The 26,190-nt window shown below is 47.0% G+C and carries 28 protein-coding genes; 4 read left to right on the top strand and 24 right to left on the bottom strand.

Annotated elements, in window-relative coordinates; translation table 11 throughout:
• Positions 1-35: 35 nt before the first annotated feature.
• From KNO66_RS02090 to KNO66_RS02055, 8 genes are all read right to left on the bottom strand, one after another.
• A complete protein-coding gene (locus KNO66_RS02090; protein ID WP_214739965.1) occupies positions 36-2,183 on the bottom strand; it encodes a penicillin-binding protein in 2,148 nt (715 codons plus the stop codon).
• Complete coding sequence (ftsL, locus tag KNO66_RS02085) at positions 2,183-2,545, bottom strand: cell division protein FtsL (RefSeq protein WP_214739963.1); 363 nt, start codon at positions 2,543-2,545, stop codon at positions 2,183-2,185. The genes KNO66_RS02090 and ftsL overlap by 1 nt, the downstream gene beginning before the upstream one ends.
• Before the next feature lie 24 nt (positions 2,546-2,569).
• Positions 2,570-3,502: a 16S rRNA (cytosine(1402)-N(4))-methyltransferase RsmH gene (gene rsmH / locus KNO66_RS02080; RefSeq protein ID WP_214739961.1), complete on the bottom strand. Its 933-nt coding sequence runs from the start codon at positions 3,500-3,502 to the stop codon at positions 2,570-2,572.
• Positions 3,503-3,661: 159 nt separating this feature from the next.
• Positions 3,662-5,173: a bacillithiol biosynthesis cysteine-adding enzyme BshC gene (gene bshC, locus KNO66_RS02075; RefSeq protein ID WP_251128045.1), complete on the bottom strand. Its 1,512-nt coding sequence runs from the start codon at positions 5,171-5,173 to the stop codon at positions 3,662-3,664.
• A gap of 69 nt (positions 5,174-5,242) precedes the next feature.
• A complete protein-coding gene (locus KNO66_RS02070; RefSeq protein ID WP_353048560.1) occupies positions 5,243-5,596 on the bottom strand; it encodes a DUF3397 domain-containing protein in 354 nt (117 codons plus the stop codon).
• Complete coding sequence (locus tag KNO66_RS02065) at positions 5,596-6,435, bottom strand: ketopantoate reductase family protein (protein WP_214739955.1); 840 nt, start codon at positions 6,433-6,435, stop codon at positions 5,596-5,598. The genes KNO66_RS02070 and KNO66_RS02065 overlap by 1 nt, the downstream gene beginning before the upstream one ends.
• 119 nt (positions 6,436-6,554) lie before the next feature.
• Positions 6,555-6,728, bottom strand: coding sequence for a 50S ribosomal protein L32 (gene rpmF, locus KNO66_RS02060; protein WP_015881300.1), 174 nt, complete (start codon positions 6,726-6,728; stop codon positions 6,555-6,557).
• Between the two features lie 22 nt (positions 6,729-6,750).
• On the bottom strand, positions 6,751-7,278 hold the full coding sequence (locus KNO66_RS02055) for a YceD family protein (RefSeq protein WP_214739953.1): 528 nt from the start codon (positions 7,276-7,278) through the stop codon (positions 6,751-6,753).
• Positions 7,279-7,434: 156 nt separating this feature from the next.
• Between KNO66_RS02055 and KNO66_RS02050 the strand changes: the two genes are divergently transcribed.
• Positions 7,435-8,565, top strand: coding sequence for a tRNA(Met) cytidine acetate ligase (locus KNO66_RS02050; protein WP_214739952.1), 1,131 nt, complete (start codon positions 7,435-7,437; stop codon positions 8,563-8,565).
• On the opposite strand, the gene KNO66_RS02045 is transcribed toward KNO66_RS02050, so the two are convergent.
• Genes KNO66_RS02045 through KNO66_RS02025 form a run of 5 tightly spaced genes read right to left on the bottom strand, consistent with a single transcriptional unit; the run spans position 8,544 to position 11,335 of the window.
• Entirely contained in the window at positions 8,544-9,536 is a 993-nt protein-coding gene (locus KNO66_RS02045; RefSeq protein WP_214739950.1) for a SepM family pheromone-processing serine protease, read from the bottom strand. The two genes, KNO66_RS02050 and KNO66_RS02045, sit on opposite strands and share 22 nt — an antisense overlap.
• A complete protein-coding gene (coaD, locus tag KNO66_RS02040; RefSeq protein ID WP_214739948.1) occupies positions 9,533-10,027 on the bottom strand; it encodes a pantetheine-phosphate adenylyltransferase in 495 nt (164 codons plus the stop codon). The genes KNO66_RS02045 and coaD overlap by 4 nt, the downstream gene beginning before the upstream one ends.
• Positions 10,028-10,031: 4 nt before the next feature.
• Positions 10,032-10,595, bottom strand: coding sequence for a 16S rRNA (guanine(966)-N(2))-methyltransferase RsmD (gene rsmD, locus KNO66_RS02035; RefSeq protein ID WP_214739946.1), 564 nt, complete (start codon positions 10,593-10,595; stop codon positions 10,032-10,034).
• A gap of 52 nt (positions 10,596-10,647) precedes the next feature.
• Positions 10,648-10,902: a YlbG family protein gene (locus KNO66_RS02030; RefSeq protein WP_353047809.1), complete on the bottom strand. Its 255-nt coding sequence runs from the start codon at positions 10,900-10,902 to the stop codon at positions 10,648-10,650.
• A complete protein-coding gene (locus KNO66_RS02025) occupies positions 10,886-11,335 on the bottom strand; it encodes a YlbF/YmcA family competence regulator (RefSeq protein ID WP_214739944.1) in 450 nt (149 codons plus the stop codon). The genes KNO66_RS02030 and KNO66_RS02025 overlap by 17 nt, the downstream gene beginning before the upstream one ends.
• A 132-nt stretch (positions 11,336-11,467) precedes the next feature.
• Here KNO66_RS02025 and KNO66_RS02020 point away from each other — a divergent pair, with 132 nt between their 5' ends.
• Positions 11,468-12,223, top strand: coding sequence for an ATP-grasp domain-containing protein (locus tag KNO66_RS02020; protein ID WP_251128044.1), 756 nt, complete (start codon positions 11,468-11,470; stop codon positions 12,221-12,223).
• Positions 12,224-12,327: 104 nt separating this feature from the next.
• Positions 12,328-12,690 (top strand): YugN family protein, encoded by a 363-nt coding sequence (locus KNO66_RS02015; RefSeq protein WP_214739940.1) that lies wholly within the window; start codon positions 12,328-12,330, stop codon positions 12,688-12,690.
• Between the two features lie 62 nt (positions 12,691-12,752).
• Here KNO66_RS02015 and KNO66_RS02010 read toward each other — a convergent pair whose 3' ends face one another.
• The 9 genes from KNO66_RS02010 to cyoE all read right to left on the bottom strand — a co-directional run bounded on the left by KNO66_RS02010 (position 12,753) and on the right by cyoE (position 20,077).
• Complete coding sequence (locus KNO66_RS02010; RefSeq protein WP_214739938.1) at positions 12,753-13,028, bottom strand: hypothetical protein; 276 nt, start codon at positions 13,026-13,028, stop codon at positions 12,753-12,755.
• Between the two features lie 5 nt (positions 13,029-13,033).
• Positions 13,034-13,648 (bottom strand): SCO family protein, encoded by a 615-nt coding sequence (locus KNO66_RS02005; protein ID WP_214739936.1) that lies wholly within the window; start codon positions 13,646-13,648, stop codon positions 13,034-13,036.
• A gap of 21 nt (positions 13,649-13,669) precedes the next feature.
• The gene (locus tag KNO66_RS02000; RefSeq protein WP_214739934.1) at positions 13,670-14,128 is read right to left on the bottom strand and encodes a DUF420 domain-containing protein; all 459 of its coding nucleotides are present in this window, start codon (positions 14,126-14,128) and stop codon (positions 13,670-13,672) included.
• A gap of 24 nt (positions 14,129-14,152) precedes the next feature.
• Entirely contained in the window at positions 14,153-15,076 is a 924-nt protein-coding gene (locus KNO66_RS01995) for a cytochrome c oxidase assembly protein (protein ID WP_214739932.1), read from the bottom strand.
• Positions 15,077-15,210: 134 nt separating this feature from the next.
• Complete coding sequence (locus tag KNO66_RS01990; protein WP_214739930.1) at positions 15,211-15,540, bottom strand: cytochrome C oxidase subunit IV family protein; 330 nt, start codon at positions 15,538-15,540, stop codon at positions 15,211-15,213.
• Position 15,541: 1 nt separating this feature from the next.
• Positions 15,542-16,168, bottom strand: a complete 627-nt coding sequence (locus tag KNO66_RS01985) for a cytochrome (ubi)quinol oxidase subunit III (RefSeq protein ID WP_214739928.1) — start codon at positions 16,166-16,168, stop codon at positions 15,542-15,544.
• Positions 16,169-18,037: a cytochrome c oxidase subunit I gene (ctaD, locus tag KNO66_RS01980; protein ID WP_214742358.1), complete on the bottom strand. Its 1,869-nt coding sequence runs from the start codon at positions 18,035-18,037 to the stop codon at positions 16,169-16,171.
• A gap of 38 nt (positions 18,038-18,075) precedes the next feature.
• Positions 18,076-19,092 (bottom strand): cytochrome c oxidase subunit II, encoded by a 1,017-nt coding sequence (gene coxB, locus KNO66_RS01975; RefSeq protein WP_353047808.1) that lies wholly within the window; start codon positions 19,090-19,092, stop codon positions 18,076-18,078.
• 58 nt (positions 19,093-19,150) lie between these two features.
• The gene (cyoE, locus tag KNO66_RS01970; RefSeq protein WP_214739926.1) at positions 19,151-20,077 is read right to left on the bottom strand and encodes a heme o synthase; all 927 of its coding nucleotides are present in this window, start codon (positions 20,075-20,077) and stop codon (positions 19,151-19,153) included.
• Positions 20,078-20,410: 333 nt separating this feature from the next.
• Between cyoE and KNO66_RS01965 the strand changes: the two genes are divergently transcribed.
• Complete coding sequence (locus KNO66_RS01965; protein WP_214739924.1) at positions 20,411-21,316, top strand: COX15/CtaA family protein; 906 nt, start codon at positions 20,411-20,413, stop codon at positions 21,314-21,316.
• 32 nt (positions 21,317-21,348) lie between these two features.
• On the opposite strand, the gene KNO66_RS01960 is transcribed toward KNO66_RS01965, so the two are convergent.
• Positions 21,349-22,701, bottom strand: a complete 1,353-nt coding sequence (locus KNO66_RS01960) for a cryptochrome/photolyase family protein (protein WP_214739922.1) — start codon at positions 22,699-22,701, stop codon at positions 21,349-21,351.
• A gap of 53 nt (positions 22,702-22,754) precedes the next feature.
• On the bottom strand, positions 22,755-26,189 hold the full coding sequence (locus KNO66_RS01955; RefSeq protein WP_214739920.1) for a pyruvate carboxylase: 3,435 nt from the start codon (positions 26,187-26,189) through the stop codon (positions 22,755-22,757).
• Position 26,190: the final 1 nt, after the last annotated feature.

Below are 26,190 nucleotides of genomic sequence, written 5' to 3'. Positions count from 1 at the left end.
GGAAAAGAGAGCCGCAGCCCTCTTCATCTCGTGCGTTAATTCGACGGTGTCTTCAATTTCACTTTTAATGAAGCACCTGTTTTGACCGGCTTTCCTTTGCCTATCGATTGTGATGTGACAAATCCGGTACCATCGATTTCTAAATTCAATTGATATAGCGTCGCCAAACGTTTCACGTCACGTAACGACCAGCCTTTTAATGTAGGCATCGTAAACGAATCACTCGTTTTTAGCAACAGTCGTTCACCGACGACATACGATTGACCTTTCACAGGACTTTGAGCCGTCACTTCGTCCCCATCGCCTAAGACAATCGGATTAAACGATTGATCCTTCGACTCTTTCACGACCTCTTCCCGGTTTTTACCAAGATACGATGCAGTCGTTTTCGTCGAAGCCTCGACTGCTTTTTCTTGTTTCTCCGGCTCGACACTACGGTAACGTAAGGCAACGTCCATCACGTCTTTAAAAAGAGGAGCCATGATACGTGGTCCTGTCGTCGACGAGTCACTGTTCGGTCTGTCGACTGCGATATACATGACAAGTTCCGGGTCGTCTTCCGGAGCCATCCCGACGAACGAGTGGATATACTGTCCACTCAAATATTTTCCGTTCTCGGCGATTTGCGCCGTACCAGTCTTCCCGACGACGCGGTAATTATCTAACGCATATAATTGACCGGTCCCGACGTCGCTATTGACGACACCGTCTAGTGCTTCACGCGTTTTTTTGGCAGTCTCTGCAGTGATCGGTTGACCCACTTCTTTCGGATTGGTCGTCCGAATCGTCTCACCCGTCTCACTATTGACGATTTTCTTGATGACGTGAGGTTGTTTCATCGTTCCATCTGTCGCGATGGCCGATGTCGCCTGTAAGATTTGCATCGGAGTCACCGCTGTCGATTGCCCCCATGCGGTAATCAAGACGTTCATCGGGCTCTCAAAGTCGAATTGACTATTGACCTCTCCAGGCAAATCGATTCCTGTCCGCTGATCAAACTTGAAGGCTTTGAAATAATCTTCATATCGACTGAGACCGAGACGTTCGTTCGCTAATATCGAGAATGCGACGTTTGACGAATGCCAAACGCCTTCTACCATAGGAATGGTACCCCATCCGGTAATGTTGTAATCATTGAATACCGTCTTGCCGTATTTATATGAACCCGATTCATACATCTCATTCGGATTGAATACGCCCTCGTTGATTGCTGCGGCGAGCGTAAAAATCTTCATCGTCGATCCTGGTTCAAATCGGGACGATACGGAGAAGTTACTATACGATGAAATCTCACGCGTATTCGGATCAAACGACGGACGGTCCGACAAAGCGATAATTTCACCCGTCTTTGGATCCATGATGATGGCCGTCGCGTGCTGTGGTTCATACTCCTCGTATAATTCACTCATCTTCGTCTCAAGCAATTGCTGAATCCGATGATCGATTGTCAATTGGACATCTGCCCCATCTTCCGGCTCGATTTTCAACTGCTCATCGCTTGACACGAGTTCGCGACCAGCCAAGTCTTTCTCGAACCGATACAGACCATACGATTCACTCAAAATATCGTTCAGTGACTTTTCAATCCCAAGTTCCCCGACAAGCTCGATGCGACCGTTCTGGTCAATCTTCTGAGCATACCCAATCACCGAGGAAGCAAATACTTTATTCGGGTAATAGCGCTTCGGCTCCTCGACAAATGTGATGCCGGGAAGGTCAAACGCCTCGATTTTTTCTTTTTGTTCCACGGTTAAGTCACGCCCGGGAACACCGAACTCGATTTGTCCGAGGTCGGCGTTTTGTTCGAGCCGTTTCAATAAATCTGCTTCTGTCATAGGAAGCACGGTCGACAATTGCTTCGCCGCTTCGGCGAATTCATCGGGCATGAGTGTCTTTTCTTTGACCCGCTCCCCACCGAGTTTCAACACGGCAACGAGCCGGTAGGACGGGATGTTGATGGCAATCGGTTGACCGAACCGATCATATACCTCGCCTCGTTCTGCCTCTAACGTACTGACCGCCTTCCAACGCTGTTCTTCCGCAAACGCCAACATGTTCTCGCCTTTGTACGTATGCGTCACGGATAAGTATAGAAACCATCCGACAAAAAATAAAAAGAGTGGGGTGAAGCAGACAATCGCTACCCACGCCACTCTTTTTTTACTCTGTTTTAAAGAATTCATCAATCAATCACCTTGACATTCTTCTCATTGAATTTCATTCCGAGTTTCTCGGCAATCGCATAAATTCTTTCGGGCGAGCTTAATTGGGCGATTTCATACTTCAGTTCTTCGTTTTCTTTGGCAACTCCATCGATTTGCTGATTGAGGGCCGCTGTGTCACGCATAATGTTATACGCTTCGTTATGCTTCGACACCGTGATGCCACCGAACATGACCACTGAACCAATCATGACTGGATACAGGATCGATTCGAACAAGGTCAACGTGCGTCGTTTTGGAGCTGGTATTGGTCGTTCTTGCGGAATCGGATTTCGATTCGGTGAAACTTGAGGCTGCAACGCCTTACGGGCAGCTTCTGGCATCAGGTATCCCTCCTACAATCCAAATTATTTTTGTTTTTCAGCCACTCTCAGTTTGGCTGAGCGTGAACGTCGATTATCCTCGAGTTCGCCTTCACTCGCTACAATCGGTTTGCGCGTGATCAGCTTGAGCTCAGGTTCAAATTCTTTTGGAATAACCGGCAATCCTGGTGGTAATGGTGGATGCTGGCTCCGTTCTTTAAACACTTGTTTACAAATCCGGTCTTCTAAAGAATGGAACGTGATAACACAGATGCGTCCGTTCAATGCGAGGAGATCGATCGCATCTTGAACAGCGCGGTCGAATACATTCAATTCATCATTGACAGCGATTCGAATCGCTTGGAACGTCCGCTTCGCCGGATGACCGCCTTTTCTTCGTGCTGGTGCAGGAATCGCTTCTTTAATCAAGTCGACTAGCTCGAACGTCGTCTCAATTGGTTTATCGGCACGGGCTTGCTCAATCTTTCGTGCGATTTGTTTCGAAAACTTTTCCTCCCCGTATGTAAAGAAAATACGAGCAAGTTCCCCAAACGACCATTCATTCACAACGTGATATGCTGAAAACTCCCGTGACCGGTCCATTCTCATATCGAGTGGTGCATCATAGTTGTAGCTGAATCCTCGTTCCGCCTCATCAAGTTGAGGTGAAGAAACGCCTAAGTCGAATAGGACGCCGTCCACTTTTGTCACACCGCGTTGAGTAAGTTCCTCTTTCAAGTGAACGAAGTTGCTCTTTATAAACGTCACACGGCCTTCATAAGGAGCCAATCGCTCTTTCGCATGCGCGAGTGCGACGTCATCTTGGTCGAACGCATATAGTTGACCCGTCGTTAGACGTTTCGCGATCTCTTCACTATGCCCCGCTCCACCTAACGTACAATCGACATATACCCCATCTGGTTTGATGTTCAATCCTTCGATGGACTCCATTTTTAAAACCGTTTCATGCTCAAACATTTAAAAAACCCTCTCAACCTACATATTTCAACTGTTTTATTACACTTACTTTATCATAAAAATGTCAAGGTCCGTATAGGTTTTTAGCGAAAAGAGGAAACAAAAAGGTAACAACAAAAAAAAGCTCTCGACAGATGTCAAGAGCTCTTCAATCATCGATTAGACTCGGAACAAACATCGTTCAGAATCAGACTGTTCATAGGCGAGTTTCAATCGACGAAAAACGTCTAATCCATGACGATTCAACATGGGAACCATCGATAATATGCGCTCTTGCGGTGCGTCCATCGGGAACAATCGAGTCGACAGGTGAATTCGGCGTGCGTTCAATCGGTATTGTTCTCGTTTTGACTCGGCACGCATCTCATCGGCCAACCGTTCGAGAACATGTCTCGACTTCAATTCGAAACGTCTTCCCTGCTTGCGTGCTTCCTGACCGATCGCCTCCGTGAGCGCCCGATACGCATACAACTTCTCCTCAAACGCTTCATCATCAAACGCATGGTCCGGGAGAGGCTGCGTCATATATTCTTCTAACGTCACACCTTCTTGACGAAGCTTCTTCTCATCGTTTCTTGACACGATTACAGCACCAAGTCGTGGCATCAGGAGCGGCATCTTCCATCCCAATGTGTGGAATAATGGTCGAAGTTGTAACCAATAGGCGATTTCACCAGGACCCGCAACGTATCCAAGCGTTGGGAACAAGTAGTCCTGCATGAGCGGCCTTGAGATCACGTTATTGGAAAAACGTTCTGGGTGCGCCTCAATCTCCGCAATCAGTTCCGTTTCTGTGAAGCGATGTCCACGCTTCGTCGTATAGACGCCATCACTTTTTGTGAGGAGTTCCCGCGTGCCGTCATGATAAAACAAATGAGCGGCCTCTTTGTTCAATTCAACCGACGGCATCCCTTCTTCATAAGCATGTGCGAGCGCTTCGTGGAGCGCATCATGACGTTCGATAAGGCGTCGGAACATCGGTCGCTCAAGGGCGCGTACATCTTGTGCATGGGGGTCAAACAACAAGAAGTCGGTTCCGACGAATCGACGCATCATCCCACCGAAAAATTGAGCGAACGAATGGCTCGATTGAATGAGATCAATCAATTCATGATACAACCGCGATGTGTGCGGCGTCTCTGTCTCATTTAATAGGAGGCGTTGCGCCATTTGAACAAGATCGAGCTTCACCCGTTCAAACTCCAAGTCCCCTACCGATGCTTTTCCTGCCAATGGCAATGATGACAACGCGTCTTTTTTCAAGTTTCGAGAAAACGGTTGTGTTGTGAAGACGTGGTTGATTTCCGCAAAGTCATGATCTTCCGTCGCCATCCAGAAAATCGGGAGAACCGGCTTCCCTAATGTGACTTCTGCCTGCTTCGCTCGCTTGATTACCGCCAACAATTTGTAAACGGCAAATAGTGGCCCCCCATATACACCAACCTGTTGTCCTGTCACCATGACATATGCTTCTCGCCGTTCGAGCAACTCAAGGTTCGCTGTTAGCTCGTCCGATAGTTCCCCGAACTGTCGTTGCTGTTCTTTTAAAATTCGGACAAGGTCATGCAGATGTTCATAGGAACGATTTGTAATTTCCTCAGCACGTTTTTCGACATCATCCATACCTTGATAATCAAGCCAGCGCTCATAGCCTCGATCAATTTGAATCATTGGAGATGAGGGGGCATATTGGGCGTCAAATGCTTCTACCTTCACGTATAACAACTTCCTTTCAATCAATCAACGGATCATTTCTCTGGCTACGCCAATTGCGAATAAAACCGCATGTGTTGGGACGAGTAACAAGAAGAGCAACCGCCATCCGTGGACGAACATCTTCCTGAATAGCACTTCCTCATAGCGAATCCGTTGCCAGATTGCATGAATCGGAAAGATGGCACAACAGGCAGCAAGGAGTAATAGAAACACTTCCGTCCCGACGATTGCCTCTAGTAACACCCCACATGCATAAAACCAAAGGACGACCCCGGTATCACATGCGAGTTTGAATGCGTTAATTGATTTCGGCATAATTTTTCTAAGTATCATATACACCATAAACCATAAGATGAGTGGAAATGAAACAATATACACTAGCACGATGCGCTCGCTCCTTGAATCAGTTTATGTAGAAGGGGAATTACGGTGATTGAAACTTGCATTTTTTCCGCTTTTTCAATCACTGGTTTCAAGATCGCGTCGACTTCCGTCGTTCTGCCTTCTTCGAGATCTCGCAGCATCGAGGAGCGATTGTTCGCCGTACGTTCGATAATCGAATCGATATAGGCGTAGGGAACATCTTGCTTGAACAATGGTAGCAATTCATCGTAAATGGACTGTGCGATTTCACGATACGGTGCAGTCGCAAGCGCTCCGTTAGGGACACGACATAAGGCTGTGATTGGATTAATAATGGCGTTCGCGAACAACTTTTCGACTATAACCTGTTCAATGTCTTCTTCCCACGAAATGTGTAGCGGACTGTCAGCAAATCGTATCGGATCAAGATTGGTCATACTCCCGATTCGAATTCGTCCGATCCCACGATGCTCAATCACATCACCGTGCTTCGTCACACCATGCTCAATTACGCCTACATGAAATCCACGACGCTTCGCATAATCGAGGTGTGCGATTCCATTCGAACAAATAAAAACAGGCACACTCCCCGAAAGCCGTGCCGTCGCCTCCTCGACTTGGTGAGCTTTCGTCGTCACAAAGAAAACGTCCTGTTCCGTTTCTTCTAGCACCTGACTAGACCGGAACGAAACGCGCGCTGTCCCGTCTGTCACTCCGGTCCTCGTAATCAAAATTTCACTAGCTGTCGCACTTCTTCCGTAGATCGTCACCTCATAATCATCCGCGAGCACGGAAGCCATCAGCAATCCAACCGCTCCGTTCCCGATGATGCCAATCCGTTTGATGGAGTTCATCGTCGACCTCCTCCTAAAAGAACTTTTTTCGCACAAAAAGTTTACCACAACTTTTCATCATGACCCAAAAATCGCAAACAAAAAAGGAGTGACCTGAAATCAGGTCACTCCTTCAAGCATTATTTGCTTGTTACTTCTTTACCGTTGTAATGTCCGCAAGATTTGCAAACACGGTGTGAAAGTTTCATTTCGCCACAGTTCGGGCACTCGTTCATACCAGGTACGTTGAGTTTGAAGTGAGTACGACGAAGACGTTTGCGAGTTTTCGACGTTCTACGGAATGGTACTGCCATCGTTGTCCACCTCCTTGAAAAGTTAACCTTCCTCGTTCTCTTTTTTCGAGAACAGGTCGGCCAGTCCCGCGAATCGCGGGTCAATTTTTGGTTGGGTATCCGGCTGTTCGTCAGTGAGCGTCCAGCCTTCTCCTTCAACCTGAGTTTTGTCTGTTTCGTTCCCGTAAACTTGCATCGGGACGTCTAACATGATGAGCTCTTTTACAATCGGCACAAGACTGATTGTATTTCCTTCTGGCAAATTCACGTCATCGAATTGCTCCGTATAACGCCCATTCTCCAAAAAGAAAGGCTCGAGCGATTCAATATCGAATTCATAAGTGACATCTTCTAACGTTCGCGCATCTGGCAACGTCAGGTCACCTTGAATCTTCAGATTGAATGTAACTTGATTAGATGTGAACGATGCATCCCCGTGCACATGCACCGGGCGAATCGAACGGATATCCGGATGGAGCTGAGTAAGCTCTGGTAGTTCTACCATCTCGTCGATCGTAAAACCGTCACCCTGGTTTCGGAGCTTAAGTAGCTGTGCAATAGACCATTTCATCCGAATCACCTCAATTGCAACAATATGAATTATAGATAGGCCAACTTGTTTTGTCAATGTTTTTTCTTTACACTAAAATCAGTTGACGACGGCGCTTTGCCAAAGCGTACTTACTCATCTTACACCAATCCATACGACAATGCAAAGGAGTAAATCATGCAAAAGACGGCCATTATTGCAGAGTACAATCCGTTTCATAACGGACACTTTTATCAAGCGCAAACTGCACGGCAAGAAACTGGGGCAGATGTCATGATTGCCATCATGAGTGCCCAGTTCACACAACGGGGTGAACCTGCTTCATTTGACAAGTGGAAACGGGCTAAGGCCGCCGTGGAGAGTGGGGCCATCGACCTGGTCATCGAGCTACCGACCCAATACGGGGTCCAGCGTGCCGATCGGTTTGCGAAAGCCTCCGTCTCGATTGCAGAACAGCTCCGTTGCCAGACGCTATCGTTCGGAAGCGAGAGTGGCGATGTAGATGCCATCCTCCATGCAGCCCAATCAAATGTAGAAGAGTCCCTTCTTTATAAAACAGCACTTCGCCAAGCGTTGCAGGAAGGACATTCTCCGGCACAAGCGTCTAGTCGTGCCTTTCAAGCGGTGTATCCGACATTCGATTTGACGCGTCCGAATAACATCTTGGCCTATCATTATGCTAAAGCAACCACATCACTTCAACTCCATACAGTCAAACGTCTCGGTGCGGACTATCACGATCCATCAGTGATGGATATCATGTCAGCGACAGGCATTCGGGCCCATTATTTAGAGACAGGTAACGTTCGTGCCGTACCAGCTTCAACGGAAGCGATGTTCCAAACGCAAGCGATGACTCACTGGGAACTGTATTGGCCCGTCCTTCAATATAAATTAAGGACCCTCCCCCTCACTACGCTGACCGAGTTCGTCGGGATTGATTCGTCTCTTGCCCCACGGCTTAAACAATCAGGTCTCGAACGATCGTTTGAACGCGCGCTTGCTGTCGTGTCGACACGCCGCTACACGCGCACCGCCATTCAGCGGGCGTTCGTCTCCATTCTCCTGCATTGGTTAAAGGAGGAGGCACCAACACGTTTTGATGATGTCCCTTACGTGAGACCGCTCGCTTTTAATGAAATCGGTCGACGCGCATTACGGGATGTGAAAGAAGACGTCCCACTCCTCAGTAAATTCGATGCACGGCTCGATTTCGAGGCCCGGGTCACCGAAGCGTATCGACTCCCGCTTCAGAACGAGGCATTGATCGAGCATCGGCAACGTCCTCAGTTCATCTCTTCTAAATAACGAATCGCATCTTCGACCGTCTTCACAGGGACAACTTGAATGTCACTGTCGAGACGGTCGCGTGATTCCATCGCTTCGTCATAATTTGAACCGGCTGGCACAAAAAAGACTTCCGCCTCTTCTTCGTCCACGGCGACAATTTTTTGCCAGGCGCCTCCAATCGGTCCAACATTTCCTTCTTCATCGACGGTACCTGTCCCAGCAATTTTTTTCCCTTTCGCCAAATCACCCGGTGTCAATTGATCATAGATTTCAAGAGTAAACATGAGACCGGCAGACGGTCCGCCGACATTCGTCAGTTCGACATTCACTTCAGGGTCCGCTGTGATCTTTTGAACGGGAAGCGGTTCATAAATCCCGATTCCGACCCGATTCCCACTTTGGTCAATCGGTTGAATGAGCGTCTTGACGATGCGCTCTTCCCCGTCCCGCTCAATCGTCAACTTCACTTCATCCCCTGCTTCAAATTCAGCCACGCGGTTCAAGAAGTCCCCTCGTGTCGCAAAAGACATCCCATCGATCGCCGTGATGACATCACCAGGCTTCAAGACGTTTGCCGCAAGCGTTCCGGGGATCGGAGCCGATACATAAATTCCTTCAAAATCGACGATGACGTCTCTACCGGCCAATTTGTAGGCATATTGAATCGCCGCTTGTTGAGAGGAGTCCATTAATAATTGTTGACGACGGTCGTAATCCGCCTCGCTCTCTCCATCGTATAAATAACGACTAGATAAATTGGCTTCCGTAAATGGTGTGACCCAACTTTCCACTAGCCAAAACGGAGTCGCTCTTCGTTGCGAGATGGTCACCATCATCAGTTCCCCTTCATCCTTCTCGCCCCCTTCGACAGTCAGGAATTCTTCAATCGAAGTCGCTGCACCAGGTGATGAGATGTAGTAAGGAAGTGGAACGAATAAGAAGAGGAGCACGGTTGCGAGCAACCCGAGTCCGATTTTTAATGATTTCATTGTTCAGAGCCCACTTGATATTTTTTACGTAGCGCCGCTTCAACCTGCATTGGGACGAGTTCACTGACCGATGCACCGTATTTCGCCACTTCTTTGACGATCGACGAGCTAAGGAACGAGTATTGACTGTTCGTCATCATGAACAAGGTTTCCACGTTCTCATTCAACTTCTTATTGATTGAAGCGATTTGAAGTTCGTACTCAAAATCAGAAACTGCACGGAGGCCGCGTACGATCGTCGCCGCCTCACGTTCTGCAGCATATTCGACAAGAAGTCCGCCAAACGCATCAGCTGTCACGTTCGGCAGATGCGTCGTCACATCACGGATCAACTCTAACCGTTCATCCACATCAAACAAAGGTGCCTTACTCGAGTTTTCCAACACGGCGACAATGACTTCGTCAAAGATGGCCGCCGCTCGCTCAATAATATCTAAGTGTCCATTCGTAATCGGGTCAAAGCTACCCGGGCAAATCGCAATGCGTTTCATCGTGTCACTCCTCCGACGCGTACTCATAAAAACTGATGGTGATGACATCTGAGTATCGCTGTTCTTTAATTCGTTCTAAACGTCCTACACGATCCGGTAACGTCACACCACTCCCGTGTTCGCAGACGATGACGCCAATGTCTAGTAACAAGTTCGCCTCATCAATCCTCTGTAGGAACATCACGTGTTCCTCTGCGTGATACGGAGGATCCATAAAAATGAGTTTAAATGCTTCTTCTTGTCCTGCAAGCTGTTCAAGTACCGCCTTCGCGTCTTGACGATATACTTTTCCCTTTGCTTCATAATGGGTCGCTCGCAAGTTTTCTTGAATCGTTTGTACGGCTTTCGGTTGACGATCGACAAAGATGGCTTCGTCACACCCTCTCGACAACGCTTCAATCCCTAGCCCCCCACTGCCCGCATAGAGGTCTAACGCTTTTCCTCCTGAAAAATAAGGTCCGATGATATTAAATAATGATTCTTTCACTTTATCTGTCGTCGGTCGCGTCGCCGACCCAGGGACCGCCTTTAATCGGGTCCCTTTTCGTTCTCCAGATATGACACGCATGTCTTTCCCTCCAGCAGAAAAGATGAAGGTGATTCCACCTTCATCTTTTGGTTTATTTCGATTTTGTCTCGTACGTCTCAGAAATGAATGGACGTTCGCTTCGAACGACCGCTTCCACGAACGGCAATGACTTTACTTGTTCGAGTACGGCTTCATGGCCGTCGAGGTCTGTATAAAGAAACGCATATTTCTCTCGTTTTGAGACAAAGTACAGATTCGCATAACGTCTGAGTGCTTTCACTTGTTTCAAGGAATTCACGTATACGACGAAACCAATCCGTTCATTCAACTTAGACGGCGCATCCACAACTTCCGCCTCCTCCACAACTGCCCCCACCAGAACATCCACCTTGGTCGAAGAATGGATTGCCGGTCGGAACTTTAATTTGAGGAGAGACTGAGTGAGCCAACAGTTCACTCACTTCCCCTAATAACTTGTCTAGATTCCGTTCCGCTTTTTTGAACGCAGCGATTTCCGGTTGAACGTCGAGACGACGTTTGATGAGATGCATCTCTTTTTTGATGCGATCGTGATCCGGATGGTGTTTTCCGAAACGTTGGACATATTCGTAGTCCTCTTTCATCTTCAAAAACTCACGCTCAATCTCCTTTGCTTCTTGTGAAGCGAGACGTGCCGCTTTCGTTTGAATATATGTTTGAAACGATTCGCTTGCTTCAATCAAATCGGTCAATTCTTCAGTTTGATCGAGCAGGGCAATCGTCTGTTCAGTGATTATCATACCCCTCACCCTTTCTGCCATGATTTTACCACAATTGTTTCCCTATGTAAGCAATCCACACTATAATTGAAGTTGACCGTAAGGCGTTCTATGTAGAAAGGAAGTGAATAGACGCAACCCATGCGTCTACTTATGAAAAAAGTTTCTTTTAATATGATTCGATCGGCCGGTATCAAAACGGACTATGCGAAACCTGAATACTATTTTGACCAGCTCGACAAGGTACGTGCTGCCGACCTTGTTTTGTTTCCCGAGTATTGGATGGTCAATTCCATCATCTATGGGATGAATAAAGCCATCTTCCCGTCACCTGCGACTTATCATCTCGGGCACGACAAGATTGAAATGACACGCGCCTTTAAAGCAACATATCCTCATCGCATTCCGAAGACGTTAATTTACGGGAAAAATCCATACACGATTGAACGCGTTTTGGAAGAGTTCCACTACCCGTTCGTTGCCAAAAAAGCTAAATCGTCAATGGGGCAAGGCGTATGGTTGATTAAAAATGATCAAGACTGGCTAGAGTACGTTGAAAAACACGATACGTTTTACGTCCAAGAGTTCATCCCGAACGATCGTGACTTACGTGTCATCGTCATCGGAGAAGAAGTCGTCGGTGCCTATTGGCGTGTCAGTGAAGCCTTTTTAAACAACGTTGCCCAAGGCGCCAACTTCTCTTATGAAGATATCCCGGAAGATGTCGTCAAAGAAGTTCAATCCATCGCGAACACCTTATCCATCAACCACGCAGCATTCGATGTCATTGTGACAGAAGATGGATTTTATATTTTGGAGTTCAACGTCTTTTTCGGCTCGGAAGGACTGCTTCCACTCGGCGTGAAACTTCCTCAAAAAATCGAGGAGTACTTAAATTCAATTCGCTAATCAATCGTTCATCTTTTTTTCACAATTTGAACACACGTTATTCCAAGAACGTTTTTGAATATGGTATGATGACATATGAGGTTTATTCGAAAAGGGGGATTATGATGAAATTTGAGCAGTTCCACATCGAGGGAAAAGAAATCCGTTTTGGTTTGCTCGAGACGATCATGGATCATCATCATTTCATCCGTGAAGGTGCTTGGGATTACGAGCGTGCCACGTATGATATGAAATATGAGAAACAATCGACTGGCGAAACATTCTATCTTCGCTTACCTGTATACGCAATCGAAGGTCAAATCGAGGATCGTCACGCTGTTGTCAAAATGCTCACTCCGATTTTAGGAAAGCATTATTACCCACACGGTGTTGAATACGATGAAGTCTTCCCAGATGAAATCGTCCGCGACTGTGAGCGCCGCTTAAAGGCACTCGCTGAAACACTAGAAGTCAAACCCCTTGCATAAGCGAAGGGGTTTTTGATTACAAATAAAGCCCACGAAAGCAGATTCGCTTCCGTGGGCTTTGTTCAGTTGGTTGCAATAATGTTCAACGTCACATCGACTTGACCGAGCAATAAATCAAATTGATCTCGGACATAGCGGTACAATCGCTCTGCTTCGGCGAGTGGTAATGATGCAATGATTTGATAATCGTAGTGGTCTTTTGAGCGAGAGACGACTTTTACTTCCTTTAAGCCGAACTCAATCGCGCTACAGGCGATCAAATCTTCAATCGCCCGTTCTGCAATCGTCACATCTCCGTATGAATAGTCATTCCCAATCACAGCCATCGTATCGTTCATGGTGATCACTCCTTTTCATTCGCGAGCACTTTCACGTCCTCCATGATAGATTCGATATCGACCGGCTCATCCCCTGCCGTTGCCATCTGCGCGACAGCACGTACATCGTGATGACGGTCGATGACGTACATCGTTGTCGCGTGAGTCACGAGACCGCTGTTCGCCTTCGAATAATAGAATTGAAGTTGACGTGTAATTCGATCAATATCCACTTGTTCACCCGTCAACATCTTCCACCCGGTCGGATCTGCTTGGAATGCTTCTCCGTAGTTTTGAAGAACTGGCACGGTATCGACCTCAGGATCAACCGTGATCGCCACGAGTTCTACATCTGTGCCGTATAATCCTTCGGCCTTTAATTCTTTTTCAAGCTTCATGAAATCACGTAGCGTCAATGGACAAATATCTGGACAATTCGTGTAAAAGAATGTCACAATCTTTACTTTTCCATCATCAGAATTGAATGTTTCTTCGTTTAACGCGTTCGTCAATGTGAACGGCGTCGGTTCTTGAATGACCGGTAAATCCTCTTGATCAAAGAATATAAAATATACTGCTACTCCGATGACGGCAAGCGTCAGGACGGTCAAACCAACCGTCATATAGCTATTCCGTTTCATATAGCTCTCCCTCTCTATGGATCATCCGATTATTGCGCGGAATACGTTCGTCGTCTCACCCGGGTCATATGCCACGTAGAGAAGGATATAGACGATGACACCTGTGATGGCTGTGAAGAACCAAATCACTGAGGCTTTCGGTCCGATTTTGCGATGTTTCTCGATTTTATTTTTGTAACCGAGATAAAGCGAAATCAATCCGAGGACACCGCCTGTTGTCGCCAATAAGATATGGAAGATCATAAAGCCGAGATAATACGGTTTAATCGAATCTGGTCCTCCGAACGCTGTGTTTCCGACAAAAACGGTTCGTGACACATAAAGGATGAAGAAAGTAGTCGCCGCAATCGCAGCAGCTGTCATCACTTTTTTATGTTTTTCAATGTTGCTGCGGTCTTTTGCGATAATCACCCATCCAATGGCGACAAGTATCGCACTGATGACGATGAATGACACACTAATTAAGGCAAGATAGTTCATCAATGTTTCCCCTTTTTGTTCTGTTTAGTTTTTCTCATTTGTCTCTTGTGGTGTGAAGGACATGCCTTCATCTACAGCAAGGGATTTCGTCCGTCGTACCCAACCGAAGAACGTCCATCCGAAAAAGAATCCATATACGAGCTCTTGACCAAGTTTCATCAAGACCCCACCGAAACGCTGGTCTTCGAGTGCACTGTTCGTCGCACCCATCAACGCCTCCAAATCGATTCCCGATACATCTCCGTTCGGCAAACAATAACCGAGCACCGAAGCGAACGTCTGGACGTCCGTATAGGCGTTATAAAGCGTTGTCTGGCTGAAGATGATCAGTGCACAAGCAGGTGTCAACAATACCCCGTTAGCGATAATGTACACCATTCGTTTCAAATCTGACATGCCTTCTTCCTCGTCTGAAACGAGTGGGACGATGACCGGATACCACATCGTCAAACTAAAGACGACTAACGAGCCGTGGAAAATTCGGTGCACCCCATAGTTCGTCAATACGTAATCGAACACGACGGGCATATGATAGATAGAGAACAATGCGTTAAATAATAGAAGTGCAATCAGTGGCTTTGTTAAAAATTGAAACGTTGGTCCAATGATTTTAAAGCTAAGTAATTTTTCAAACACCCAGTATGGGAGTCCGTATACAACGAGAGCCGGTGCCAAAATATAAACAAGCACCATTTGGAACATATGCACCGATAAGATGATATGAGCCAACACATCGATTGGACTTCCAAAACCGATATAATACAACAAAATCGCGAACAACATACTAAACTTTTGTAATAACGTGGTCGAGGCATATCCTCGCTTCGCCATTCTCTCTGTCACGACGGCGTATAGTACATAAATCCCGACCATGAGCAATCCGAACAGCGGACTCCATAACGTGAGCCAATCAAATTGATTGAGCAGCTCCGACGTATTCCAGAGCATCCGTTCACCCCTTTTCTTTCTCTCCCTGACCTTTGAAACCGTTCACTTCAAGATTACTATTCATTCATTTTTGAAGTAAAGGAAAAAGGACCGAATCATCCGTGTTTCCACAGATGTTCAATCCTTTGTCACAATTACCAAATGAGTAAGCGTAGTGCAGCGACCGTGATGATGGCGACAAAGATGCCTAACCACATCATACCAACGATCCACGTGTTCCCACGGTTATTCATATGCATGAAAATATACAACTGTAAGAATACTTGAATGATCGCCAAGATGATTAAGAAACCACCTGCTGCCCACACTGGCATCAATTCCGCATAAACGGCTCCGAATGCTACGAATGTGAGCAAGATCATCATCGCGAAACTGATCAACTGAAGTTGATACTCGCGTTTTGATTCTGCTTTCATTTCAAGTTCTAACTGTCTGTGCGTTTCGTTCATTGATCGTTTTTCCATATTAGCTCACCATCCCTAAGAGGTAGACGATTGAGAAGATGAAGACCCAAACAACGTCGATAAAGTGCCAGTATAGACTCGATACATAGAATTTTGGTGCATTGTATACATCGATCGGACGGTTCCAGTTACGAATCAAGAGTGTCGTGATCCAAAGAAGACCGAACGTCACGTGTCCACCGTGGAAACCGACTAACGTATAGAAGGCTGAACCGAACGCGCTTGACGTAAACGTGTGACCGATATGGTAGTAGTGAATGAACTCGTAAATCTCTGCAGTTAGGAATCCTGCTCCAAGAACGAGTGTCACAATCAACCAAAGTTTCATGCGGCCCGTATTATTTGCTTTCATATTCATCATCGCAAGAACACTAGTAAGTGAACTTGTGAGGAGGAGCATCGTCATAATAAAGACGAGCTCCATCTCAAAGATATTGTATGAACGTAACTCCTCTGGCGCGCCAGAGTTTAAAAGACCGACATACGTTCCAAAGAGCGAGGCGAAGAGGACTGTCTCTCCACCAAGGAAGAACCAGAAGGCCACATATTTATTTTTCCCTTCCAGCGTTGCTTTCTCTGGGTTGGCCGGAATTCCGGTCACTGGGTGTTTTTCAACTGCATGTGCCATTTATTGTTCTCCTTTCTCGCGAATCGCCTTCAAGTCTGCTTCGACTTTAGACTTCGGAATGTAGTAGCCATGATCGTCAATCCATGAACGTAGGAACATCGAAACGAACGTCATCGCTAATCCAACTCCAATGAGTGACCAACCGACCACAGAGTTATCCAAGTGGAAGATCGCACCAAGTCCAGCGATGAAGAGACCGAGTGATGTGAAGAACGGAATAATCGAGTTATTCGGCATGTGGATGTCTGTCACTTCTTCAGAAACAGATACACGCTTGTTCCCCGCCATCTTCTCGAGCCAAAGTGTGTCAAGACCTTTGACGAGTGGCGTTTGAGCAAAGTTGTACTCAGGAGTCGGTACAGGAAGTGACCACTCAAGCGTACGTCCGTCTCCCCAATGGTCTGGTTTGACGCGTTCTTTAGACATAAAGGCTTTCACAACGGCGATGAGCAAGACGATCGTGGATACACCCATGAAGAATGCCCCTGCTGTCGAGAGCAAGTTGAGGGTATCCCAACCTTGGCCACCAAGGTATGTGAAGACTCGACGTGGCATACCGAACAATCCGAGGAAGTGTTGCGGGAAGAACGTCAAGTGGAAACCGATAAAGAATAACCAGAACTGCCAGTAACCGAGTTTCTCAGATAGCGCTTTACCAAACATAAGTGGGAACCAGTAGTAAAGTCCTGCGAAAAGACCATATACAACCCCACCTACGATAACGTAGTGGAAGTGAGCGACGACGAAGTAACTATCATGGTACTGATAGTCAGCCGGAGCAACTGAGAGCATAACCCCTGTCATCCCACCAACGAGGAATGAAGGAATGAACGCGACTGAATAGAGCATGGCCACGTTGAATTTAATCTGACCGCCCCACAATGTGAAGAGCCAGTTAAAGATTTTAACACCGGTTGGTACAGCAATCGCCATTGTTGCGACTGCGAAGATTGAGTTCGCAACTGGACCAAGACCGACTGTGAACATGTGGTGAACCCAAACCATGAATCCAAGGAAACCGATCAACATTGTTGCGAAGACCATCGTCGTGTAACCGAAGAGACGTTTACGCGCGAATGTCGGAATGATTTCCGAGAAAATACCGAATGCCGGTAAGATCAAAATGTATACTTCCGGGTGACCGAAGATCCAGAAAAGGTGTTCCCAGATGACGATGTTCCCGCCCATTGCTGGGTCAAAATATGCAGCTCCGAAGAGTCGCTCAAACATCAACATGAACAATCCGACCGTGAGTGGTGGGAATGCGAAGACGATCAATGCAGATGCAACGAACGTCGTCCATGTGAAGAGTGGCATACGCATCAGTTTCATACCTGGCGCACGCATGTTCAAGATTGTGACGAGGAAGTTAATCCCGGCCATCAACGAACCGAAACCTGAAATTTGAAGTCCGAGTGCGTAGAAGTCTACACCGCTCGCTTCAGGCTGTGTTGAAAGTGGTGCATAAGCTGTCCATCCCGCGTTTGGTGCAGCTCCGAAGAACCAGCTTAAGTTCAGCATGACTCCCCCGAAGAAGAACAACCAAAAACCTAATGAGTTTACATAAGGGAACGCAACGTCGCGCGCTCCGATTTGAAGTGGGACAACAGCGTTCATGAAACCGAATAACATCGGCATCGCTGCTAGGAAAATCATCGTCGTCCCGTGCATCGTAATCAACTGGTTAAACGTCTCACCGCTGACGAAGTCGTTCATTGGTTTGACAAGTTGCCAACGAATCATTAATGCTTCAATTCCACCGAGAAGGAGGAAGAAGATTCCTGAGAACAAATACAAAATACCGATTTTTTTGTGGTCAACCGTCGTAATCCAATCCATAATGCCATTGTATTTACGCGATTGCTGCATTGCAGTGGTCTGTGCCACGTGAAATCCCCCTTTTCCCGTTAGTCAATTTTCTGCTCATACAAGAAGTCAACGAGTGCGTCTAACTCTTCGTTGCTGATTTGACCCTCATTGAAAGCTGGCATTTTAGCCCCTTGTTTTTTGTCTTGCGGGTTGCGAATCCACTCTTTCAAGTTATCCTCATTGTTTTCAAGGTAACCTGTGAGCCATTCACGATCTCCGAAGTTCGTTAAACTAGGTGCGACTTTACCGCCACCGTGACAGCTTAAGCAGCTTTGGACATACACTTCTTCACCTGTTGTCAAGTTTGCGTTGTCTGCCACAAGTTTTTCAGCGTTTTCGTCTTGTTTTGCTTTCATGTCTTCGAGCCATTTGTCGTAATCTTCTTGCTCGAGCGCGATGACTTTAAAGTCCATGAGGGCATGTGACGGACCGCAAAGCTCGGCACACTTCCCATAGTAAGTACCTGGTTCATTTGCATGTAACCACATTTCGTTATCAAGTCCTGGGTTCGTATCTGTTTTACCAGACAAAGCCGGTACCCAGAATGAGTGAATGACATCTTTAGACGTCAAGTTGATTCCTACTCGCTTCCCAACTGGGATGACGAGTTCTTGCCCTGTTACAACGCCTGCTTCTGGATATTCAAATTCCCACCAGTACAAGTTTGCTGTAACGTTGATTTCTTCTTCTTTTTTCGCTTCTTTCGCTTTCGCGAGTTCGACAGTCGTTGTGATTGTCGGTACAGCGAGAATGACGAGAAGGATAATCGGAACGACTGTCCAAATCATCTCAAGTGTACTGCTACCTTCAACTTGCTTCGGAATTGATTCATCTTTCCGACGGAACTTCATAAGCACGAACACGTAAATGACCGTGACGATGATGAGTACGAAGAGCATGATCGCCAAACTGATGAGAATGATGCGGAGCTGAAGCTCAGCCCCTTCTCCCATCGGCTTCAATGCAGACAATCCCTCTTGACCGCAACCTGATAACAGGACTGCGAACATCATCATCGGGACGATGCCAAACAGAAGCTTCTTAAATGATTTCACAACAATCCCCACTTTCTCCCAAAATGATGTGTAATGGTTTTCTATATAGTGAGTGCGATTATGCCAATGCTGCAGTCAAAATCAGCGCGATAATCCACACGACTAAATAAATTAATGAATAGAAGAACATTTTGTTTGCCCACTTGATTTCATCCTCGGCTTTGAATCCTTTCAATCCGAGATACAACCAGTAGCCCCCTAAACCGGCTGCGACTGTCAAGTAAACAAGACCGTAATGCATAAATAAGAGCGATGCTGGAATCAGCGTCACAATCCACCAGATGATCTGCCGTTTTGTGATGGCAAATCCGTTCACGACCGGAAGCATCGGAATGCCTGCCGCTCGATACTCTTCCGTCCGTCGCATGGCGAGCGCCAGGAAGTGTGGTGGTTGCCATAAGAACATGACAAGGAACATGAGCCACGCATCGATATGAAGTGTCGGGTCTAATGCTGCCCAACCAATCAGCGGTGGAACGGCTCCCGAAATACTACCGACGACTGTATTGAGCGTACTCGTACGCTTCAGCCACATCGTATAAATCACGACATAAAAAAATGCCCCGATTAAACCGAATACTGCGGCGACGTACGATACAAGGAGCAATAAAAGTGTTCCGATTGCAAGTTGTGTCAATCCGAGAAGTAAAATCTTCTCTCCTGAAATCTTGCCGGTTACACTCGGTCGATTGTCCGTACGATCCATTAAGTAATCGATGTCTCGGTCCACAAAGTTGTTTAGGTAACAACTCCCCGAAATCACGAGTGCGCTTCCTAACATTGTTAATAAGAGCTGTGGCCAAACTTCAAACAAGTAAAGGACTGGCGTATCGCTCTGGTACGTCGCTGCCACGAAGAATCCCGCAAACACCAACAACAGGTTGGCGCGAACGATTCCCATTTTCGCTAAGGCGACGTAATCTCGGAATGACGTTGATTCTGTATACTCTACATCTACCGTCATCCCTGGGTTGACTTTTGTCATACTGACCCCCCCACATAATCACGAAATCCTCGCATTCTCTTCACAGAAAAAACACAATATGAACAAAATACACTTAACTCTCTACAAAGATACCATATTTTTTTAAAAAATACGCCCTTTATGCTTGTAAAATAGCGAGTTTTTTGTGTCAATAGTGTGATATTTGTCACACCTTATGTGCTTTGCTAATATTAGAATAACGTTTTTGATAACGATTGCAAGCTTTTCCATTTCGTTTTTTGAACGGAAAGCCGTATAATAAGTATGGCGAAAAAAATATAAATAAACAAGGTACATTTTTATCGGATTTTGATTAGAAGCAGGTGGTAATGCATGCATAAAAAACTCGCGTTTTTCTCAGGGTTTGTCACCCTCGGGATGATGCTTGTCCTCATCATGGGTGGAACCGTGACGAAGACGGACTCTGGAGATGGCTGTGGAACAGACTGGCCACTCTGCCATGGGAAATTGATCCCGACCAACCCTAGTGTCGAGACGATGATCGAATACAGTCATCGTGTCGTATCAGGTGTTGAAGGACTCCTCATCATCGCACTCGCGATTTGGACGTTCATCGCGGTCAAACATCGGGTCGATGTGAAAATCTTTGCGTTTCTCGCATTCATCTTCATGCTCATCCAGTCAATCATCGGAGCAGGCGCTGTCATTTGGCAACAATCAGACGCCATTTTGGCACTGCACTTCGGAATTTCTCTCGTTTCATTCGCTTCTCTCTTGGTTTTGACCATTCTCTTATTCGAAGGTGACCGAGAACATAAGTTGGTATCGAACCGATTGCGGTCCCACTTATATGGTCTCTCCCTCTACACGATGGTCGTCGTATACACAGGAGCCTACGTCCGACATCTCGGTGCCACTTACGCTTGTGTCGGTTGGCCAATCTGTGAACAAAGTGTATGGACGTTTGAATCTTACGTGCAAATGGGGCATCGGATTATGGCGGGTATACTCGTTTTGTATACGCTATATGTTCTTTACTTGTCACGAAAAGAGGCGAACCGATTAATCGAACGAGGCATGACGGCTTCTCTCTTCTTCATTCTGCTTCAAGTCGGAACAGGTGCTTGGATCGTTCTCGGTGGACACGCCACATATGTGCCACTCCTTCACGCATTCTTAATCACTTGCTACTTCGGTATCCTCGCTTATCTTTCTTATCACGCATACCGATCGACAGCACGACAAGATGGGACACAACTCAACAACATGAACGGATGACCAAACAAAAAAGCGCCGCGGCGCTTTTTTGTTTACAATTCTTTAAATCGTTCGAGGGCTCGTTCTCTCGCTTCTTTATGATCGACAATCGGCATCGCATAATCTTCTCGCTCTGCCGGGTCCGGAAAGTGTATCGATTTGTCCGTCACATGTTTCAGCTCCGGCACATACTTCCGGATGAACGTTCCGTCAGGGTCAAATCGTTCGGATTGTGTCGTCGGATTGAAAATGCGGAAATATGGAACAGCATCCGTCCCGACCGAGGCTGCCCATTGCCACCCACCAATATTCGATGACGCCTCGTAATCAATCAATTTCCGTTCGAAATAGCGCTCTCCTTTTCGCCAGTCAAGAAGGAGATGTTTCGTCAAGAACGATGCAACAATCATCCGCAGGCGGTTGTGCATCCAACCCGTCTCATTCAACTGACGCATCGCCGCGTCAACGATCGGATAGCCGGTCTCTCCATTACACCATTTCTCAAACTGCGCCTCATCGTCTTCCCATTCAAGCGCTTTGTATTTTTCATTGAACGGATTGTCTTTCAATCCGTCGAACTTCGCCATCACCATATAGTAAAATTCACGCCACAACAATTCATCGTAATACGTGTCGCGTCCTTTTGATTGTCTCGCGGACAGTACCTGCTCGGTGATGGTACGAATCGATAACACCCCGGTTCGTAAGTATGGAGATAATCGACTCGTCCCAGCGATGCTCGGAATGTCACGCTTTTCGTCATAGTCGACCATGCGATCATTGACGAAACGGGTCAACCGTTTCTTCGCCTCGGTCTCCCCTAACCCTTTCCATTCTCGCTCACAGCGTTTGAACAAGTCTTTCAGCTCACTCGGTTGCTCATTTTCTGAGCTGATGAAATGCTTTAAACGGTCGACATCAACATCATACGGTTTTGGCGGTTGTTCGGCATAAGCTGCTTTTTTGAACGGGGTGAACACTTTATACGGATCCCCGCTCTTCGTTCGAAACGCATCGGGATGAAACAGATGTCGATCAAGGAGTCGTACGACTTTCACCTCTTCACTAAGAGCTTCGATGACACGATCGTCTCGTTGCTTGAACGGTTCCACATACTCCGCATTGAAGTAAAGCACATCCATCTCTCCGAGCTGTTTCACGAAATCGTTCTCTGTTTCCGCGACAAGCACTCGAAGCCCTAATCCTTTCGACTCTAAATCATCCATAAACGTCCGCATCGTCGAGAAGAAATAATCGTGACGCACTTCAAACGGATCGCAGTATTTCGGATTTAGCCAAAAGACGAAAGCGAGGTCATCCCCATCCTCCATATCGTTCAGCGCCCGGTGAAGCATATGATTATCGGTCAATCTGAAATCCGATCGAAACCAACATACTCGTTTCATCATTCCCACTCCCATCTACAAAAAAGAAGCATAGCGAACTATGCTTCTTTTGATTATACAAATTCAATCAACAAGTCGTCACTTTGTATTGTGTCGCCTTCTTTAATATGAATGGCTTTAATTTCACCATCTTGTGCCGCTTGAATCGTCGTCTCCATTTTCATGGCTTCCGTGACGAGCAACTGCTCTCCACGATGTACGCGACTACCTGGTTCGACCAATACCTTCAAAACAGACCCCGGCATTGAGGCGCCGACTTGTTTCACGTTCGAACGGTCCACTTTCGGACGGCTTGTCGTTGCCGATTTGACGTTCACGTCTTTAATCTCGATTTCACGCGGAACCCCGTTCATCTCATACGAGACAAGACGGATGCCATCCTCGTTTGGCGCACTCACTTGAACGAGTTTGATGATTAACGTTTTCCCTGTCTCGATTTCGACTTGGATGGTCTCTCCTACATTTAGTCCATAGAAGAACGTTAACGTGTCGAGTACGGATACGTCCCCATACGTCGTCGTATGTTTGACATAGTCCTCATATACCTTCGGATAAAGGGCATGGGCGAGAAGTTCAAAATCGGTGACCGGTCGTTCGAATTTCTTAAACAACTCTTCCCGAGACGATTCAAAGTCATATGGTTTGATCAGTTTACCAGGACGAACATTCAATGGTTCCTCGCCTTTTAAGATGACTTGTTGAACATCTTTCGGGAAGCCTCCAGGAGGTGTCCCAAGCTCCCCGCGCATCATTTCCACGACTGAGTCTGGGAAGTCCAGTTGATGACCACGCGTCATCACATCTTCTTCCGATAAGTTGTGTTGCACCATAAAGAGCGCCATGTCCCCTACAACTTTTGAAGAAGGAGTAACCTTGACGATATCTCCGAACAACATATTGACTCGGGCGTACATCGCTTTAACTTCTCCCCAACGATCACCGAGACCGACCGCTTTCGCTTGTTGTTGAAGGTTCGAGTATTGACCACCTGGCATCTCGTGCTCATAAACAGACGGATGCGGAGCACGCATATCGCTCTCGAACGGTTCATAGTTGTGACGAACGTCTTGCCAATAATCACTGATCACTTCATATTGCTTCGGATCGATCTTCGGTTGACGCTCGTGATGGTTGAGTGCATACACTAAGCTTCCGCCCGAAGGTTGCGAAGTCATTCCGGACATGGAACTTGCGGCAACGTCAACAATGTCGACACCGGCATCTGTTGCACGAGCATATGTGAAGATCCCGTTCCCAGAGGCATCATGCGTATGCAAATGAATTGGTAAATCGACGGCATCTTTCAATGCCGATACGAGTGCATAGGCCGATTCCGGCTTCAATAGACCTGCCATGTCCTTGATTGCCAAGATATGTGCACCACTCGCCTCAAGTTTCTTCGCGAGGTCGATGTAATACGGAAGGTGGTACTTCGGACGGTTGCCATCATACAAGTCTCCCGTATAACAGATGGCTGCCTCCGCCACTTTTCCAGTCGGAAGTGTCGCATCGATTGCCAATTGAATCGATTCTAGGTTGTTGAGACTGTCAAAGATTCGGAACACGTCGACTCCTGCATACGCTGCTTCATGGACAAACTTCTCAATGACGTTGTCCGCATAGTTTTTGTATCCGACCGCATTCGCACCGCGGAGCAGCATTTGAATCAAGACGTTCGGCATCTTCTCACGAAGCTTCATTAGACGTACCCATGGATCTTCTGACAAGAAACGATAAGCGACATCGAACGTCGCTCCGCCCCATGCCTCGACCGAGAACAATTCTGGCATGAGTTTACTTGTCGGTTCGGCGATGTTTAGGATGTCCTGCGTCCGCATACGCGTCGCGAGTAAGGACTGATGCGCATCTCGCATCGTCGTGTCCGTCAACAATAGTTCCGGTTGACGTTTGATCCAGTCGGCAAGGCCGTCCGGTCCGAGTTCCGTCAGGATTTGCTTCGTCCCTGGTTTTGCTTCAGACGGAAGATCATGTGGGATTCGCACCGAGCGGCTGATCGGCTTGTCTTTCAGACCGACACCCGGGAATCCGTTCACCGTCACATCACCGATATAGTTCAACAATTTCGTCCCACGGTCTTTTCGTTTCGGGAAGACGAACAGTTCTGGTGTCTCATCGATAAACGACGTGTTGTAGTCCCCATTGATGAAGTTCGGATGTTTCATTACGTTGATCAAGAACGGAATGTTCGTCTTGATTCCACGAATCCGGAACTCGTTCAAGTTTCGAACCATTTTCGAAGCGGCTTGCTCGAACGTCATGCCGTGTGTCGACAGTTTCACGAGAAGCGAATCGTAGTACGGTGAAATCTCTGCACCGACATATGCGTTTCCGCCGTCAAGACGAACACCAAAGCCACCTGGAGAACGGTAAGCCATGATTTTACCTGTATCCGGCATGAAGTTGTTTCCTGGGTCTTCAGACGTCACACGTGATTGAATGGCATAACCGAGAAGTTTGATCTCTTCTTGCTTTGGCATTTGAATCATATCGCCGTGGAGCGATTCACCTTGCGCGATCATCAATTGTGTTTGAACGATGTCAAACCCTGTCACCATCTCTGTGATCGTATGTTCGACTTGAATGCGCGGGTTGACCTCAATGAAGTAGAACGACTCGTCCTCGGTCACCAAGAATTCGACTGTACCGGCGTTAACGTATCCGACGTGTCGCATGAGTTGGACCGCCGCATCACAAATCTTTTGACGTGATGCATCAGATAAGGTCACACACGGTGCCACTTCGACAACTTTTTGGTGACGGCGCTGAACTGAACAGTCACGCTCGAACAAGTGAACGATGTGACCATGCTCATCCCCTAGGATTTGCACTTCAATGTGCTTTGGACGTTCGACGAGTTTTTCTATGTACACTTCGTCAGAACCAAACGCCTGTTTCGCTTCTGACTTCGCGCGTTCGATTAAGTCTTTCATTTCCGCTTCCGTCCGAATGACACGCATCCCGCGACCTCCGCCACCCATCGATGCTTTGACCATGAGCGGGAACCCGTGCTCTTTGGCAAATGCTTCAGCATCCTCATACGATGTGAGTGGTCCATCTGAACCTGGGATAACAGGAAGTCCAGCGGAAATGGCGCTTTGACGTGCACGGACTTTATCTCCAAACGCATGCAAATGGGATTCATGAGGACCAACAAAGATAATTCCTTCTTCACGGCAACGTTTTGCAAGCTCGATGTTTTCTGAAAGGAATCCGTATCCCGGGTGAATCGCATCACTGCCTGACTCCTTAGCGATTCGGATCACGTCTTCAATATCGAGGTATGCATCGATCGGTTTTTTATCTACACCGATCAAGTAGGCCTCATCCGCTTTAAAGCGATGTAATGAACCGCTATCTTCCTGTGAATAGACAGCTACCGTTCGAATGCCTAACTCTGTCGCCGCTCGAAATACGCGAATGGCAATTTCCCCACGGTTTGCAACAAGTAACTTTTTAATTGGTTTCAAA

This window comes from Exiguobacterium sp. s48, assembly GCF_018617395.1.
Classification (GTDB): domain Bacteria; phylum Bacillota; class Bacilli; order Exiguobacteriales; family Exiguobacteriaceae; genus Exiguobacterium.
The sequence above is the reverse complement of the archived record's forward strand: the minus strand, read 5'-3'. Positions and strand labels throughout refer to the sequence as shown.